The sequence below is a fragment of the Acidobacteriota bacterium genome, assembly GCA_028875575.1.
Taxonomy (GTDB): domain Bacteria; phylum Acidobacteriota; class Terriglobia; order Versatilivoradales; family Versatilivoraceae; genus Versatilivorator.
On sequence record JAPPDF010000055.1, the window covers coordinates 52,804 to 68,858 of the forward strand.

Annotated in this window: 10 protein-coding genes; 7 read left to right on the plus strand and 3 right to left on the minus strand. The window is 63.0% G+C overall.

The window, feature by feature from the left end:
- Window positions 1–67 precede the first annotated feature (67 nt).
- Complete coding sequence (locus OXI69_09015) at window positions 68–1,558, plus strand: ThuA domain-containing protein (protein ID MDE2666279.1); 1,491 nt, start codon at window positions 68–70, stop codon at window positions 1,556–1,558.
- A gap of 51 nt (window positions 1,559–1,609) precedes the next feature.
- On the opposite strand, the gene OXI69_09020 is transcribed toward OXI69_09015, so the two are convergent.
- Together OXI69_09020 and OXI69_09025 are read right to left on the minus strand one after the other, a co-directional pair.
- Entirely contained in the window at window positions 1,610–2,671 is a 1,062-nt protein-coding gene (locus OXI69_09020) for a tetratricopeptide repeat protein (GenBank protein ID MDE2666280.1), read from the minus strand.
- 240 nt (window positions 2,672–2,911) lie between these two features.
- Window positions 2,912–4,033 carry an LLM class flavin-dependent oxidoreductase gene (locus OXI69_09025; protein ID MDE2666281.1) on the minus strand — a complete coding sequence of 374 codons (1,122 nt, stop codon included), beginning with the start codon at window positions 4,031–4,033 and terminating at the stop codon, window positions 2,912–2,914.
- A gap of 308 nt (window positions 4,034–4,341) precedes the next feature.
- Here OXI69_09025 and OXI69_09030 point away from each other — a divergent pair, with 308 nt between their 5' ends.
- Entirely contained in the window at window positions 4,342–5,616 is a 1,275-nt protein-coding gene (locus OXI69_09030; protein ID MDE2666282.1) for a sialidase family protein, read from the plus strand.
- A 26-nt stretch (window positions 5,617–5,642) separates the two neighbouring features.
- Window positions 5,643–7,490 carry a hypothetical protein gene (locus tag OXI69_09035; protein ID MDE2666283.1) on the plus strand — a complete coding sequence of 616 codons (1,848 nt, stop codon included), beginning with the start codon at window positions 5,643–5,645 and terminating at the stop codon, window positions 7,488–7,490.
- 367 nt (window positions 7,491–7,857) lie between these two features.
- On the opposite strand, the gene OXI69_09040 is transcribed toward OXI69_09035, so the two are convergent.
- A complete protein-coding gene (locus OXI69_09040) occupies window positions 7,858–9,192 on the minus strand; it encodes a Zn-dependent hydrolase (GenBank protein MDE2666284.1) in 1,335 nt (444 codons plus the stop codon).
- A gap of 362 nt (window positions 9,193–9,554) precedes the next feature.
- On the opposite strand from OXI69_09040, the gene OXI69_09045 reads away from it, so the two are divergent.
- From OXI69_09045 to OXI69_09060, 4 genes are all read left to right on the plus strand, one after another.
- Window positions 9,555–10,133 carry a hypothetical protein gene (locus OXI69_09045; GenBank protein ID MDE2666285.1) on the plus strand — a complete coding sequence of 193 codons (579 nt, stop codon included), beginning with the start codon at window positions 9,555–9,557 and terminating at the stop codon, window positions 10,131–10,133.
- A gap of 214 nt (window positions 10,134–10,347) precedes the next feature.
- Entirely contained in the window at window positions 10,348–11,391 is a 1,044-nt protein-coding gene (locus OXI69_09050; GenBank protein MDE2666286.1) for a dihydrodipicolinate synthase family protein, read from the plus strand.
- 59 nt (window positions 11,392–11,450) lie between these two features.
- A complete protein-coding gene (locus tag OXI69_09055; protein MDE2666287.1) occupies window positions 11,451–13,421 on the plus strand; it encodes a hypothetical protein in 1,971 nt (656 codons plus the stop codon).
- Window positions 13,422–13,468: 47 nt separating this feature from the next.
- Window positions 13,469–16,051 (plus strand): DUF1553 domain-containing protein, encoded by a 2,583-nt coding sequence (locus tag OXI69_09060; GenBank protein MDE2666288.1) that lies wholly within the window; start codon window positions 13,469–13,471, stop codon window positions 16,049–16,051.
- Window positions 16,052–16,055: the final 4 nt, after the last annotated feature.

The window sequence follows — 16,055 nt, forward strand, 5'->3', positions numbered from 1 at the left end:
CTCCTCCCGGCCGTAGTTTGGGAGTCGTAACCTGGCGGGCAGGCCCAGGCGAGTACAGGAATGATCGATGGTTAGATTCGGTCCATTGATCGGGTGTCTTTTTGTGGCCGCGGGAGGCGGATCGGCCCGAGCCCTCGATTTTGTGCAGCAGATCGCGCCCGGTGTCCACTTGGCCGGCTTCGCCGACCGCTACGGTTCCGCCAACTGCGGTTGGATCGAGTTGGAGGATCGCACGGTGCTGATCGATCTGCCGCATGGGATCGGAGTGGAAGCGTTCCTGGAGGCGGTTTCCCGAACTGCCTCCAAGCCAATCCGCTCGTTGTTGCTGACCAGCAAACCGAATCCTCAAGACGAGAGGCTGCAAGCGCTCAAGGCGCGCGGCGTTGGAGTGGTCGAGGTTTCCGAGGCTCGGAGAACAATCTCGTTGGGCAAGGGGCCGCGGCTCATCGAAGCGATCCCCTGCGACGACGGCCGGAAAACCCCGGCGGTAGCCTTCTTCCTGCCGCGAGAGCGGATCCTGTTTGCGGGCCGGATGGTCATCCACGGTCCTCGGGCCGATCTGTCGGGCCGGGACACCCTGGCCTGGATGGCTACGCTTCGAAAACTGAAGCAGCTTGGGGCCAAGCGGGTGGTTCCGGGCTACGGCAGCTGGGAGGGCGGAGATCTACTGGGGCGCCAGATGGGCTATCTGGCCGAGTTGCGCCGCCAGGTGGCTTATGGGATCTGCCTGGGCCTTCCGTTGGAAGAGATCCGCAAGGGGATCCTGCTGCCTGCTTCCTACTTTCCCTGGGTGCCATACGGAGAGCCGGCCGCCGAAGACATCGATCACCTGTTCCGGGAACAGACGGTCCCCGTGGCTCCCTTCGGACGGAAGGGTCCCCCCGGAAAAGGCGAGGGTCCTCAGGCCCTGGTCCTGATCGGCGACCGGTTTCATGAGCCGGAGCACATCCAGGAGGGGTTGAAACCGGTCTTCGAGGCGACCGGGGTGACCCCCCACTTTGCCGTCGACTTCCGGGCGCTGTCAGCCCAAAACCTGGCTCGGGTCCAGCTGCTGGTGATCTTGAAGGACGGCATGCTGTGGCCGGAGGGGTATGACCGTCCCTACCGCCAGTGGATGACCATGGAGCAGCAGAAAGCGGTGGTGGAATTCGTGGAGGCCGGAGGGGGATTTCTGAACCTGCACAACTCCATGGGACTCTATCCCGAGGGCCCCTACCTCGACCTGGTGGGAGGGCGTTATCAGGGTCATGGGCCGCTGGAGAGATTTGGCGTGGAGGTGGTGGATGCGGAACACCCGGTTACGCGGGGTGTGAGGGACTTTTTCGTAGCCGACGAGCAGCACACGCCCTCATACGAATCGCAAAAGGTGGGTTTGCTGCTGAAGAATCGCTCCGATCAGGGCAAGGTGGCCGCAGCCGGCTGGGCCTACCAAACCGGCCAGGGGCGCCTCTGCCACCTGGCCAACGGCCATACCCGGGAATCCCTGGATCATCCCATGTTCCAGCGCCTGATGCGGAATGCCGTCAAGTGGTGTCTGGCCAGGCCGGATCCTCGTTAGCAATCGGCGCCGATCCGTCTCCCTGCCTGATGGGCCAGGGCGGAATCCGTTCTACTGGTTCTTCTTTCTCTCCTCGGCCGCCGAGAAGGTGGTTTTCACCTTTTTGGAAAAGGCCGCGATCATGGTCTTGGCCTCCAGCGCGTGAGACCCGGTGGGAGCGATCTCCAGATACCTCTGATAGGCCTCCAGGGTGCCGGGAGCAGGGATCTGCTGGCCATCGTCGGTGACCGTGGCCATGCTGACCAGGGTGACAGCCAATTGGTACTGGGCCTCGGCGTTCTTGGGGTTGGCCTCGAGGGATTTCCTGAAGGCCTCCACCGCCTCGGCGGACTTGCCGGTCCGCACGAAAGCCGCCGCGATTCTGAAGTAGGCATCGGACAGTCTTTCCGGCGCCAGCTCGGCAATCCTCTCGACCGCCGCGTAGGCCTCGGTGCCCTTGCCGGCCATGGCCAAGGCTGAAGCCATGCTTCTCCGGTAAGCCACCTCGGAGTCGGGGTTGGACTTCTTTGAAAGAGCGGTGAGAGCGTTCCGGTAGCTGCCGACAGCCTGGTCGTACTTTCTCATCTGCCGGTAGGTGTCGCCCAGAAAGGCGTGAATCACGTGCTGATCCGGGTCCATCTTGGCGGCCCTTTGGAAGGACAGGGCGGCCATGGTGAAGTTCTTCTTCATGAACAGGTCCCGCCCCTGCTGAAACTCCTGATTCAACTTGGCGTAAGCAGCCTGGTTACCCCCCCCTCCTCCTTTGGAGGTGCGAAGAGCAATGGGAGGCATGACGCGAGTTTCCTTCCCTCCCAGACACTGGGATCCGGGGCTGCAGACATCGACGACGTTCTCCCAGACCTTGTCGTTGTCGATGTGCACCGAGACCTTGTAACGCCCGATGGGAATGAAGTAGCGGTTGAAGCGCCCCTTCTTGTTGGTCTTGGCCTTGATGGGCTTTCCGGCCCGCCCCAGGTTCTCGAACTGGATAACGGCGTCTCTAACGGGTTGACCGTCGAGCGTGACGACTCCTTCGACGGTGCCTCTTTGAGCCAGGGCTTCCGGCGGCTCAGCCAGAGCCGCAAAGGTCAGTACCAGGCCACAGGCCAGAAAGAATTTCCAATGCTTTCTCATGGGAACCTCCAGGGTCGTCTCCTCGGGGCTGGGGCGCGGTCGCGGCTACGGAACCGGGGCCGCGGCCAGAAAAATTGCACCGACGGAAGTTGTTCAAACAAGGGTCGATTATACGCCAGGGGTTCGCCCACCGCCACCCTTTCTTGAGCGGCCGTTGGGATGCCCCTCGCTTTGCATTAGGACGTAGAAACCGGTCAATGGGTTTCGAAAAGGAATGACCAGGGCGCCGGCGTCGCCCCATCACCCGGTGGCAACCGGATTTGGAGAGAGTTGGCGCTGAAGGGCAGGCATGACCTCGGAAGCGAACAGCTCCAGGCTGTGGAGATGCCGCTCCTTGTCATCCCAGTCGTGGGCCACCAGCGCCAGCGTGCCGAACGGTCCCACCTCCTGGCGGAGCTCAACGATTCGGCGGGTCACTTCGTCGGGATCGCCCGCAACAACGACCTCGTTCATGAAGTAGTCGAGGTTGCAATCGGCGTCGTCCATCTCCGGGTCTCGCCGGAACAGCTTCAGCTCGCCCGCGAACTTCCGCGTGAAGGTCAGGATATATTCAATGGTCCGTCCCAAGGTATTTTCGCGCGCCAGGCGCTTGGCTTCCGCCGTGGAGTCGGCCACGAAGACATTGAGCGAGACCTTCCAGTCTTGCGGCCGCGGAGTTCGCCCGGCCCGTTCGGCAGCCTGGCTGTAGGTGATCCAGTGATCCTTCAGAACCTCTCTGTGGAGCATATGGTGGCTGAAGGGCTGGAAGCCGTGAGCGCCGGCCATCTTTACCGTTCCCGAACCACGGCTCATGCAGGGCACTGCGATGGGGGGATGGGGAAGTTGGTAGGGCCGGTGAACCACTCCGGTGCCAAGCTCCGCCGAAATACTTTCCTTCAGACGGTAGTCCCAGAACCTGCCCGTCATCTCCCGGGGCGGCTCTTCGGCCCAGAGTTTCAGGATCATGTCGATGGACTCGGCAACCATGGCCCCGCTGTTCTTGGGCTCGACGTTATGGACTTCCAGGTCGGACGGAACCGCGCCCGGACCAAAGCACAGATTGAGCCGTCCCTTGCAGAGGTGGTCCAGAAAGGCCAGGCGCCCGGCTACCTGGGCCGGGTGGTGGTATTGAAGACAGATAGGGGCCGGTCCCAGGCGAATCCTCTCGGTCAGGGTAAAGGCCTTGGCCAGAAAGATCTCCGGCATGACGATGTTTTCGTAGCTTGAGGTGTGGTGCTCGCCCACCCAGAACTCCTCGTATCCCCATTCCTCGCAACGGCCGATCAGCTCCAGGTCTTCGTCGTAGCACTGGGCCTTGGGCTTGTCCGGGTTGTGGATAGGCATCAGGAACATGCCGTATTTCAGAGGTTGATCGGGACTCATGGTGGATTCCTCGCTGGGTTGTCTGGGGGGATCTCCCCGTCTGCAAGACCGGAAACATATATTCAACCCCGGATAGAGTCAATCTCAAAAAGGGAGCCGTGAATGGCCGACCAATTGGAGACGAATCGGGTCGAGAGGGTGATCGAATGACTCTCATCCAACCAAGTTCGAGGAACGTCGTTCGGGGGCGCGCTTTTCTCTTTGAGTTGTCCCGAAACATCGAATAGATTAGGTGGCTGATTCACCGACAGGAGGCCACCTCGGCTCCAAGGCCGGGAGCTCCGACATCGAAGGGAGAGGAATCGAAGATGCCCAACGGGAACTGCTACACCGACGACTGGAAACGGACCACCCCCGACTATGCCGTCTATCTGCAGAAGGCTCCGGGGGAAAGGGACGAGTATTCCGACCACATTCACGTCTTTTACACGCCTGGGGGCGATCTCATGTGCATGTGGACCCAGGGCTCCCATGAGAGTTCCCCCGACCTCAGAGTGGTTTGCTCGCGCAGCCGGGATGGTGGAAAGACCTGGTCCCCGACTCTTGCCATTGACGAGTCCAAGTACAAGAACATGGTTCCTTCGCTGGGATTTCCCCTGATCAGCCGCTCGGGAAGAATGTACTGCCTTTACAACCAGCACCTGGGATACGGCGACGGAGGTCTCTATTCCTCGCCCCTGCGGGTCAAGTACTCGGATGACGATGGCCACACCTGGGTCGCCAGCGGCGTGGACATCCCTTGGCGGCGGACCCGTTTCGACCATCCCGATCCCAAAGTCCACCCCACGGGTATCGTCTGGCAGCAGCCCATTCGGGATGCCAAGGATCGCATGCTCGTGGGATTCACCCGGTGGAGCAGCCCCATGGCCTATCCCCGGCCCATCGGGGGCAATCGCAACCACGGCGACAGCGGCATCGAGTTCATGCGCTTCGAGAATGTGGATGAGGGCCCCCATCCCAGGGATCTGAAAATCACCTGGCTGCCGGACGAGGCCGGGACCGTTCGAGTTTCACCCAACATCGAACCCGAGCACTCCCGCGGCTACAGCCTGGCCCAGGAGCCGGGTCTGGTGCTTCTGCCGGACGGGCGATTGTTCACCACCATGAGGACAGTGACCGGCTATATCTGGTACACCGTTTCCGATGACCACGGCCACAGTTGGCGCCCCACCCAACCCATGCGCTTTCGAGACAACGGCGCCAAGGTCGAGCATCCGAAGTCGCCCGAGCCCCTCTACCGCCTGGCAGACGGCCGTTACCTTTTCTTCTTCCACAATCACTCCGGCTACCGGGACGGGGCCACCGGTCCCTGGGACATGGACGCTCGCAGGCCCGTCTACATTACGGTGGGAGAATTTCGCCCCCGGGCGGAACAGCCTCTGTGGTTCAGCGAGCCCAAGTTTCTCTTCGACACGCAGAAGGTGACCGCTGGAACGACCCGGCTCTGGTGGCTGGCCATGTACGCCAGCCTGACGGAGAGGGACGGCCGCCGAGTCTTCTGGTACGCCGACCGCAAACAGTTTGTCCTGGGAAAAAACATCACCGACGAGATGCTGGCCGACATGAGAGCCCCGGAGGCCTGAGGTTCATGAACATGAAGAAGATACGGATGAGATATCAGAAACCGTTCGGGTGGCTGGCAGTCCTCTTCCTTTCAGTGGCCATCTTCTGGATGGGCTGTTCGGTGGCGCCTCCTCCCGGAGAGCAATCCGCTTCCGGTATTTCCGACGCGGATTCAGAGGCCAGCGCCATCTATCTGACCGACCTGGAGAAGTGCCGGCCGGCTTCCGCCCTGGCCAGTGAATGGAAACATGGCACTTGGCGGTTGCTCTCCTACGCCACCGATTCCTTCAGTGGCAACCTGCTGGTGGCCGCCGAGGACAACCGGCCACCTGAAATCACCTATCCGCTGCAGCGGGAAGGGTGGCACCGGATCTACATCGGAATCTACCGCGAACCGTTCACCGGCCCCAGACGGGTTCGGGTCCGCCTGAGCGACGACCAGGCCTTCGGCACCCTGACGGGGCTCGAGGGAGCCAAGGACCATCAGGAGCATTTCATCGATGATATCTTCTGGAAGGAAGCCGACCTCACTGGCAGGGACATCGTCTTCAAACAGATTACCGAGCCCATGGCGGTGCACGCCTGGGTCGCCTACATCAAGCTGGTGCCCCTCACCCAGAAGCAGGTGCGCTCCATCCGGACTGACCGGCGTCGCAAGGACACCAAGAGACTGTTCATCCATAACGACGCCGGAGTGATCAACCGCAGCGGAACCGAGCAGGAAATCCGGGATCAACTGGAACCGTTGCGGCATTCCGACGTGGCCCGGGTCTACTGGGAGTTCGGCACCGGCGACCGCGCCAAGCGTTTCTCCAAGATCGCCCGCGACCACTCGCTGGATTTGACCCAGGCGGCAGGGGGCCGTCCCTTCTTTACCAGCCCCCACGGCCGCTGGTGGGCCGAGAGCTGGAAGGCCTACCACCGGAACGGGGTGGACCCCTTTCTGGTGGCTGCCGAGTACGCCCGCCAGGTGGGAATAGAGTTCCATGCCTCCTACCGTCCCGGGGGCTTCATTTACCCGGACAACTATGGTCCGACCCTTCCGGGCGTCAGCTTTTATGAACAGCACCCGGAATTGGTCTGTGTGAATCGCGAGGGCAAGCCCATGCCCCGCGTCTCCTATGCCTTCCCCGAGACGCGGCGCTATGTGTTGTCGCTCTTTCGTGAAGTGGCCACGGAAAATCCAATCGACGGAGTGGCGGTTCTCTACAATCGCCGCCCACCGCTGGTGGCCTACGAGGCGCCGGTGGTTGACGGGTTTCAGAAGGAATACGGCCTGGACCCGCGCCAGCTTCCGGAGAATGATCCTCGCCTCATGCGCTACCGCTCACGGTTCCTGACCCAGTTCATGAGAGAACTGCGGGCCGAGCTGGATCAGGTGGCTCTGGAACTGAAGCGGGAAAAGCCCTTTGAGATCACGACCGTGGTTTCCAATGGCGAAGAAAACCTGTTTTTCGGGATGGACCTGGACACCTGGGTGAAGGAGGGTCTGGTGGATGTGATCGTCCCCTATTCCTCGGTCGAGCGGATAGGAGCCTATGGAAACAAGGTTGGCCCAAATACATGGGACGGAGAACCCAGCTGGGAGGACCCAGAGGATGTGGAGTGGTTTGTCTCTCTGGTCAAGGGCACCCGAACCCGGGTGGCCCTGAACATGATGCCGCGGTTCCTGACGAAGGAGGCTCAATACCGCAAGGCACACCAGCTCTACGAGGCCGGCGTGGAGAACCTCTTCTTCTGGGACGGGACCCACAGAGTGCGCAATGTTCTGCGGCTGGGACACCGGGAAGAGGTGTCTGACTGGATGGCTTCGGGCCAGCCTCCCTTCCGACCCACCAACGTAAGGGTTTGGGAGCTGGGGGGATGGGACCTGCACACGGAAACCCCCGGGTAGCCGGCCGGCTGGGGTCCCCTTTATATGGTCGAAGAGACACGGTCAATCCAGCCGAGCCCGGAAAGATTCCGAAAAGGCCCGCCTACGCCGTGCCGTGCGGATCATGCGAGGGAAAACGGCCGACTGCCAATAAAGACGAACCACAAGTGGACACGAATGAACACAAATGACACTTGAATGATTCGAGTTTCCGCCAACCCCTTGGAGTCTCTGGCGGATTGATTTTTGCCCTTTTCATGCCCCTTGGCAGATCCTTCCGGAGCCTTCTCCAACCTCTTGGTGGCCCTTCGTCGTCCTTCGTGCTCCTTCGTGGATAACTCTTTTCCCATTGTTTCAGACACGATTCGGGAACGCTCGCCCGGACCGGTCAGGGATTTGCCTGCCGGTCCAGCCGGATCAGCGTTTGCAGCAGCAGGTTGGCGCCGTTGGCGACGTCCCGCGGCCTGGTGTATTCCTGTGGCGAGTGGCTGATTCCACCCACGCTGGGAACGAAGATCAGGGCCGAGGGAGCAATGCTGGCCATATTCTGGGCGTCGTGGGCGGCCCCGCTGGGCAGCCGGGCGTAGCTCAGGTCCAGGGCCTGGGCCGTTTGCCGGATCACCTCCTGCAGGTTCGGGTCGGTCAGGGTCGGCTCCACCCCGATGTCGATTTCCGTGAACTCGATCTCGGTGCCTGTCTCCTGACCGATGAGTCGCGCCCGGCGCCGGATTTCCTGAAAGAGTCGCTCCAGCTTGGGTTTGGCGAGATCGCGCAGCTCCAGGCTGAGCTCCACCCGTCCGGGAATGACGTTGGGCGCTCCCGGCTCGGCCCTGATGCGCCCCACCGTGGCCACCTGTCTGCCGGGCAGGCTCGTGGCGGCCCGGTTGACCGCGATCACCAGCCTGGCGGCCGCCAGCAGGGCGTCCCGGCGGGCGTTCATGGGAGTGGTGCCGGCGTGGTTGGCAAAACCCGTCACGGTCACGTCCCACCAGCGGATGCCTACGAATCCCTCCACAATGCCGATGTCTGTCCCCTCCGACTCCAGGCTGCCTCCCTGCTCGATGTGCAATTCCAGGTAGGCCTTCACCTCTCCAGGGGGGCGGATGGCCCCGGAAATTCGGTCGGCATCGCCACCGAGGGCTGCAATCCCCTGCCGGACGGACATGCCGCTGCGGCTGGATTCCTCCAGGGCCTGGGCGTTGAGCCGGCCCGACAGGGCGCGGCTGCCGGTCAAGCCTCCCTCTTCGTTGGCGAAGACGATGACTTCCAGCGGGTGTCGGGTCCGAATTCCATGCTCCTCCAGCACCTGGACGCACTCGATGGCCGCCATCACTCCCAGCACGCCGTCGAAGGCCCCGGACAGAGGCACGGTGTCGATGTGCGACCCCAGCACGATAGGGGCGAGTTCGGGAGAACCGCCCGGCAGGCGTCCCGACAGGTTGCCGGCCTCGTCGATGCCGACTTCCAGGCCAGCTTCCTGCATGAGCCGGATCACGTAGGCCCGGCCGCTGAGATCGGCCTCGGTGAACGCCAGGCGGGTTACTCCCTGAGGACTCCCTCCGATGCGGGCCATTCGCTCGATGCGCTTCTGGAGCCGTTCAGGGTTGACCCGTAGTTTTGCCGGCTCTTCGGATTCAGCCCCGTACAGGGGCCATCCGAGCAGCAGCAAGCCGAGGGTCAGGCGGAAGAGGTTGGGCAATCTGTTGGCTTCGGACGGCCGCATGGGATTCTCCTGGATTGGGCTGATTCCGCTGGTTGTCGAGGTTCCGGCAGGAGCCGGGCATGGGTGCGCCGGCCATCATACCCGATGCAGAGAGATCGGGATCAGCACCAGGCGTTTTACCGGCCTCGGGAGGGACGGCAAGGCTTGCGCCAACGGGATCGCGCAACTATACTGGCGATGTTCTCGAAGACTCCCTCTCCACACGGACCGTTTGTGGGGTGGTCCTTTGTCCAGGACCGCTTCCAGCCCTGCAGACAATTCGGGACCCGCGGTTTCCGTTCAGCCGGCAAACAGGTTGAACAGTGCGCAGGTGGAACCTCAGCCGAGAGCCGTAGGAGCCAGTGAAAGGAGAGGGAGACCTCATGAGCATCATGGTCACGGAGGTATATCAGGCGCTTGTCGATGCAGGGGCGTCAGAGGAAAAAGCCAGAGCGGCGGCAGAAGCGATTCCCGACATGTCGGATCTAGCGGACAAAAATGACTTTGCCGAATTCAGTTCCGAGCTGAAGCAGGACATCACCGCTCATCGGTCCGAACTGAAGCAGGACATTGTTGACGTTCGGTCCGAGCTGAAACAGGACATCGCCGAACTTCGGACCGAGCTGAAACAGGACATCGCCGAACTTCGGACCGAGCTGAAGCAGGACATCGCCGAACTTCGGACCGAGCTGAAGCAGGAGATCGCCGAACTTCGGTCCGAGCTGAAGCAGCACATCGCCGAACTTCGGTCCGAGTTCCAACGTGAGATTATTGAACTTCGGACCGAGTTCCAACGTGAGATTGCTGAACTTCGGACCGAGCTGAAGCAGGACACCGCCGATCTTCGGACCGAGCTCAAACAGGACATTGTCGGACTGAAGGCCGACCTGTACAAGCACATGTGGCTCATGCAGGGGGCAACCATCGTTGCCATCGTCGGACTTCTGAAGCTCCTGCCCTGATCGCAACGGCTCCGGTAGGTGAACTCGTAGGGGCCGAGTCCCCCGGACACACATCATCGGGCAACGACCTGCCATTCCGGGTTCCGAGACCCTGCGCATTCCATCCCCTGAATCACGAAAATCGTACCCGCGGACGTCATTGTGCGCCTTGCCCCTGCGGTGGTAACATGCTGTCAACACCAGAGTTGATGTGAAGGTGGGAGGAGGCCCGACGATGCCCGGCTCCAGCCGCAGAGCGCTTCTCAGGAAGGTGGGCCTGATTGCCGGAGCGGCAGCGTTGAATACTCCGGCCGGCGGCCTGGCCCGGGCGCGTTCCCCCAACCGCCTAGACATGGACCGCCTTCGCGAGCGCATCCAGGGCGTCCATTGCTTCATGGTGACTCCCTTTCATCCCGACGGCAGCCTCAACGCCGAGGGGCTTCGCCGCAATATCGCCCACCACGCCGATGCCGGGATCCAGGACACGACCATCGTGGTCGGGGGCGGCATGGGGGAGATCTTCTCCCTGGACCTGAAGGAGCACCGGGCCATGGCGGAGGCTGCGGCCAGGGGCGCCGGGGGCAAGCTGCCGGTGGTGGTGGGGGCTTGCGGCGGCTACCGCATGGCCAGGATCATGGCCCGCAACGCCCAGGAAGCCGGAGCCGACGCCATCCTGCTGTTCGCACCTCCCTACTGGAACTGGATTCCCGGATACGACCAGGGCACCATTCGGTATTTCACCGAGGTGGCGCAATCGATCGACATCGGGGTGGTGCTGGCCACGGTTTCGGGGCACAATTTCCCCACTGGCAAGGAGAAGTATTGGCCCAGGGTCCTGAAACGCCTGTCCGAGCTTCCCAATGTCCTCGGGTTCGAGGATTCCAGCAGCGACATCGCCATGGGACAGGAACTGGGAGCCCTGGTCTCCGACCGGCTGGTCTGGATCGCCCGCGGTGAAGGGCACGCCGTCAAGGCCTTGCCGGCCGGAGCCCGAGGCAACACCTCGGCCGTGGCCACCTTCGTCCCTCAGGCCTGCAGAGAGTTTTGCAAGCAGGGGAAACTGGGAGAGGTCGAGCGCATGCAGGAGGTTCTCCGGACGCGGATACAGCCCATGGCCCGGGTCAGAGGCCTCAGTCCCGGCTACCACGTGAGCGGGATCAAGGTGGCCCTGGAAGCCTTGGGTCGGGCCGGCGGTCCGGTCCGGCCACCGGCCAGGGACGTGCTTCCCGAGGACCGGCCACGGATCGCCGCCATCGCCCGCAAGCATGCCGAGGCCTGAGCGCCGACGGTCGAGGGGGCGAAGACCACCGAATCGGAAATCATGAGGGTGCGAGAATCGTGAACCGGCAAACCTTGAGCCCGAGGAACAGGAGCGGGGCCGCCACCCAGGCGAACCGCTTCGGGCTGGCGCTGCTGGCCTTGACGTTGCTGTCCCATGCCGCGGCCCAGGAAATGCCGGCTCCAGAACCCACCGAGCCGGAGGTCCACTGGATCTACCCGCTGGGAGGACGGCCCGACACCCGCCTGAAGGCCAAGGTGGAAGGCCGGCTGCTGCAGGAGGTGCATGCGGTATGGTCTCCTGAGCCGGGCCTCAAAGGCGCCATCCTGGAAGTCCGTCCGGTTTCGGAACAGGAGAAGGGGACCGGGGAGAGCGGTTATGGGGACAAGGACAAGGCGCCGAATCAACGGGTCAACCTCGAGCTGGAGATCGGTCCCGGGGTCCCGAGCGGGGTCCACTCCCTCTACCTGGTTTCCCGACGGGGGATTTCCAATCCGTTGAGCTTTCTGGTCAGCTCCGATCCGGTCCTGGAGGAGTCCGAGGATACCGGCGGGGTTGACTCCAGCACCCGGACCGTCCGTCCCCCGGTCATCCTCAACGGCAGGCTCTCCCGCGCCGGGGAAGTGGACAGTTACGCGCTGGAAGTGACGGCCGGGGAAGACCTTGCTTTCCAGCTATTCAGCCCGGCCGAAACCTTCCGGCAGATTCTCAAGCTCCACAGGGACGAGGGAAGCTGGCTGCGCGGGGACAGACCGGTAGAGCTGGAGTTCAGCCACAAGGGAAGTTACAGGCCCTCGCGGGCCAGGCACTGGCGCCATCGCTTCGACCGTGGTGGGCGCTATCGGATAGGGGTTGGATCAGTTTATGGCAAAGCCGACCCCGAATTCGTCTACCAGCTTCGCATCGTGCCGGCTGGCGACGGATCGGCATACGGGGAATGGCCCGGTCCCGAAAAACCGGCCAAGTGGAGCGAGCGCCAATACGTCAGGGAGTTGACACCGCTCCGGCTGCGCCAGCTCTGGGCGCGCACGGTCAAGCCCGCCGGCAATGGGCATCGGTCCAAGGCAGGCCCGGAAACCGAAAAGCAATTGAGGGGGACCACCGACACACCCGGCTCGCCCGATCCGTCTTCGAGTGGCGCCAATGCTGCCCCGGTGGTCTTTGAAGAAAAAGAGCCCAACGGAAGCCGCGAGCAAGCCCCGACTGTTTCTCTACCCGCTCTGATCAGCGGGAGTATCGAAGCTCCGGGAGACGTGGATTTCTTCCGATTCCGACTTGCGGCCGGGCAGACGCTGGTCTTTGAGGTGGAAACCCCGCGGGTCTCTCCTCCGGCCTTCAGTCCCAGCCTCAAGGTGTTGGATTCCGCCGGCCACCCGTTGTTCGACAACAAGCACCGCAAGATTGCGCTGACCCGTCAGGACCCCATTTTTCTGGTGGAGCTGCTCAAGCTCCATCTTCCTGACCGCGGAACCTGCGCCATCGGGTCTCTTGCCTTTTTCGAGTCTCTGGAGGCCAAGATGGTGGCCGAATTCGGCGTCGCCGGGGACTACATCCTGCAGGTTGGCGACCTGACCTCCCAGCAGGGCCAATCGGACCACGCTTACCGGGTGCTGGTTCGCCCCGGCATTCCCCACGTGGGGGACCTTGAGCTCGAAGGGGATCGTATCAATCTCACGCGGGGCCAGGTCAGAACTCTGAAAGTGACCACCGGCCTGGAGGAGGGTTATTCGGGCCAGGTGGCCCTGAGCCTGGAAGGTCTGCCGCCGGGGGTGGAGCCCTTGACCGGCACGGAAGTGGAGCCCCCCAGCCCCATCGGGCCCACCAGCGAAAGCCGCAAGAGCTTTCTGGGGTTCAGCGAAAAGGCCGTCATCCTGTTGCGGGCCGATGAGCAGGCGCCGCTGACGGACATGCCGGCCCGGGTCAGGGTGTGGGCGCGGCCGGCTGTCGACAACCGGTTGGGAGCCCGGCTGCCGGTGGGAGAGATTCCGCTCATGGTGATCGGTTCGCCGGAGCAGTCGTCCGGCTCGTGAGCGACAGGCGGTCCGCGGGTGGAATCGCCCCGGTCCGGAGGTGTTTCATGAGGATGTCCGATTGGAAGAGACCTGTCCGGGTCTTGGTGCTGAGCCTCCTGCCGATCCTGGCGCCCGGACACCTGGATGCGGAAGGGGATCGCCAAACCCCGCCTGCGGAACCGGCAGCGAGCCCCAACGGCTCGGCAGGCTCCGAGCGATTGGTGGCCCGCAACGGCCTGCGGGGCTTTCGACTGGTCCCCTCTCCGGTACGGTTATTGGGGGAAGGGGCGTCCCAAACCTTCCTGGTGGTGGCCACTGATGCCCGGGGGCTCGAAATCGACCTTACGCCGGAAGCCCGATTCAGCCTGTCGGATGACCGATTGGCTCAAGTCGAGCCCGAGGGGCTGCTGACGGCTCGCCGGGATGGGGAGGTCACGTTGCGGGCCGAGATTGCCGGACAGAGGCTGGAGGCGGCGGTTCGCATCGAAGGGACCGGAAGGGCCAGACCCTTCGGCTTCGCTCGGGATGTGGTCGGGATCTTTACCCGCAACGGTTGCAACGGCAGTGAATGCCACGGCGGGGTCAAGGGCCGCGGCGGCTTCAAGCTGTCCCTGCATGGTATCAATCCCCGGGAGGATTACCGCTGGACCGTCAAGGGCGGTGTTTACCAGGTGTTGTCCCCCAAAGCCGCCGAGCCCTTCGACCCGCGGGTCAACCTGGAAGAGCCGCATCAGAGCCGATTGCTGCTGAAGCCCGTGCTGGAACTGCCCCATGGGGGAGGCCAGCGCTTCGAGCGGGACTCGGCCGATTACCGGAGGCTGCTGGAATGGATACGCCAGGGAGCTCCCTACGGAGCAGGCCCGGCGGAGTCCCGGATCGAACGCCTGGAGGTCTTTCCTCGGGAAGCGATCATGGAGCCCGGGGCTAGGCGGCGACTGCTGGTGACCGCTTTCTTTGAAGACGGCCGCGCTGAAGACCTGAGCCCCGAGGTGCTTTACGAGAGCAGCGATCCGGCTGTCATTGACGTCACCCCGTCGGGCGTGGTGCGGGCACTCAAGCCGGGACAGGCCAGAGTGACGGTACGGGCGGCCGGGAAGCTGGTTCAAGTCCGCTGCGGGGTGATTCGACAACCGCTGGACCATTATCCGGAGGTGGCCAGACGCAACTTCATCGATGACGTCGTTTTCGATCGGTTGCGAGACCTGCACATTGTTCCGGCGGGCCTCTCAAGCGACTCCGCCTTCCTGCGGCGGGTCTGTCTGGACCTCACGGGGACCCTGCCGCCCCCTGAGCGCGTGCGCGAATTCCTGGCCGACCGGAATCCTCTCAAGCGGGAGCATCTGATCGAGCGGCTGCTGAACTCGCCCGAATTCGTGGATTACTGGACCTTCCGCTTTGCGGACTTCTTCCGGGTGGTCTATCGCAATGCCTACGTCTACAAGAGCTGGATCCGGGAAAGCCTGGCCCGCAACAAACCCTACGACCAGATGGCCAGGGAACGGGTCGCGAGCCAGGGCAACGGCGGGCCCACCCGGCATTTCATCAAGTCCATCAGCGGGGAAGTCATGCGTCCCCACGAGAAGATGGGAGAGGACGTGCGGGTCTTCCTGGGGATACGCCTGGACTGCGCTCAATGCCACGACCATCCTTACGAGACCTGGACCCAGGATCAGTTTTGGGGAATTACCGCCTTTTACGGACAGTTGACCCGAATCCGCGACCTCTCCGTCTTCATGGATGACACTTCCGGGAACGAGGAACAGCCGGAAGGGCCCAAGGTGATTCACCCCCGCCGCCGGCGGGAAGTGGCCCCCAGTTTCCTGGACGGCTCACTGCCCCCTTCCACGGGCATCAACCCCAGGGAGCAGCTGGCGGACTGGATGACGTCGCCGCAGAACCCCTACTTCAGCCAGGCCATCGTCAACCGGGTATGGGCCAACTTCTTCGGCAAGGGCCTGGTCGAGCCGGTGGACGATTTCAGGCCCGGCAACCCCGCCAGCCATCCCGAGCTGCTGGGGGCGCTGGCCGAGGATTTCCGACTCAGCGGCTACGATCTCAAGCATCTGATGCGCGCCATCGCCCGGTCCGGAACCTATCAACTTTCAGGAGACCTCAATTCGACCAATCGGGAGGATGAGGTCAACCACTCCAGAGCTCTGCCTCGCCGATTGGAGGCCGAGATCCTGCTGGACGCCATTTCAAGGGTGACCGGCATCGAGGAGGCCTTTGCCGTTCACGAGTACGTGGGTGGAGGCACCGAGCCCAAGGGGACCCGGGCCATCGAGCTGGTTCCGGAAGTCACACCCTCCCAGTTTCTGGAAGTTTATGGGCGGCCCGTCAGCCGGGACAGCATGCCCTGGCGCGACTACCGTTCCACCCTCAGGCAGGCCCTGCACCTGCTGGTCGGCTCCACCTACACCACCAAGATTGCAGCCAAGGGAGGACGTGTGAGTCGACTCCTGTCGGCCGGCGTCTCCGACCGGGAGATCGTCCGGGAACTCTATCTGGCGGCCCTTTCCCGCTTTCCGACGGCTGAAGAGGAAACCCGGCTCCAGGCCCTGATCGAGGGGGCTCCATCTCGCGGTAAGGGTGTGGAAAATCTGGCCTGGGGGTTGCTGGCCTCCCGCCAGTTTACCTATAATCACTGATGGA

Bases quoted from the DNA above. Each gene is read 5' to 3' on its own strand.
- OXI69_09020 (MDE2666280.1), bottom strand. From the start codon at position 2,671: ATGAGAAAGCATTGGAAATTCTTTCTGGCCTGTGGCCTGGTACTGACC.
- OXI69_09015 (MDE2666279.1), top strand. From the start codon at position 68: ATGGTTAGATTCGGTCCATTGATCGGGTGTCTTTTTGTGGCCGCGGGA.
- OXI69_09035 (MDE2666283.1), top strand. From the start codon at position 5,643: ATGAGATATCAGAAACCGTTCGGGTGGCTGGCAGTCCTCTTCCTTTCA.
- OXI69_09045 (MDE2666285.1), top strand. From the start codon at position 9,555: ATGAGCATCATGGTCACGGAGGTATATCAGGCGCTTGTCGATGCAGGG.
- OXI69_09030 (MDE2666282.1), top strand. From the start codon at position 4,342: ATGCCCAACGGGAACTGCTACACCGACGACTGGAAACGGACCACCCCC.
- OXI69_09050 (MDE2666286.1), top strand. From the start codon at position 10,348: ATGCCCGGCTCCAGCCGCAGAGCGCTTCTCAGGAAGGTGGGCCTGATT.
- OXI69_09025 (MDE2666281.1), bottom strand. From the start codon at position 4,033: ATGAGTCCCGATCAACCTCTGAAATACGGCATGTTCCTGATGCCTATC.
- OXI69_09060 (MDE2666288.1), top strand. From the start codon at position 13,469: ATGAGGATGTCCGATTGGAAGAGACCTGTCCGGGTCTTGGTGCTGAGC.
- OXI69_09040 (MDE2666284.1), bottom strand. From the start codon at position 9,192: ATGCGGCCGTCCGAAGCCAACAGATTGCCCAACCTCTTCCGCCTGACC.